Here is a 512-nt window from a genome sequence, read left to right as displayed (position 1 = left end):
AACCATGATGAAGTGTTGGCAAGCAAGATTGAGTCGGAGATCAACGGCGGTGATTACGCAGGTTTGGTTTACGCATCCAGTATGACGCGAGAGTTGGAGCAGCAACGCGTCACAACTTCCTTACCGACTGTGCTGCTGAACTGCACCAACGAAGAACACACCGAAACGCCAAGTATTTTGCCGGCCGATATGATTGGAGCTTACAAAGCAGTTTCACACCTCACAGCGCAAGGTTATCGTCGCATTGCCATGCTGTCTGGTGAAAGTTGGATGCTAGCCAGTAAGCAACGTGCCGATGGTTATCGTCAGGCTCTCATTGATGCAGACATCATTCCTAACTCAGAGTATTTAGTCGATGCAAACTGGTCGCTAAAAGAAGCGCACCAGCAAACACTGACACTACTGAATATGGAGCAGCCACCAGAAGCGATTTTCTGTGGCAGCGACTATATGGCAATGGGGTGCTACCAAGCGATAGCGGAGTTGGGGTTGAAGATTCCTCAGGATGTTGC

The 512-nt window shown here is 49.6% G+C and carries 1 protein-coding gene; it reads left to right on the top strand.

All coding sequences use genetic code 11. From position 1 onward, the window contains the following. Nucleotides 1-512: substrate-binding domain-containing protein (locus R7Z49_RS27725; protein WP_318112861.1), on the top strand; the 512-nt coding region annotated here is incomplete at both ends.

The organism is Vibrio sp. 1562 (assembly GCF_033340155.1).
GTDB classification, from domain to species: Bacteria; Pseudomonadota; Gammaproteobacteria; order Enterobacterales; family Vibrionaceae; genus Vibrio; species Vibrio alginolyticus.
Note: the sequence above shows the minus strand (reverse complement) of the source record. Positions and strands in the feature narration are given on the sequence as shown.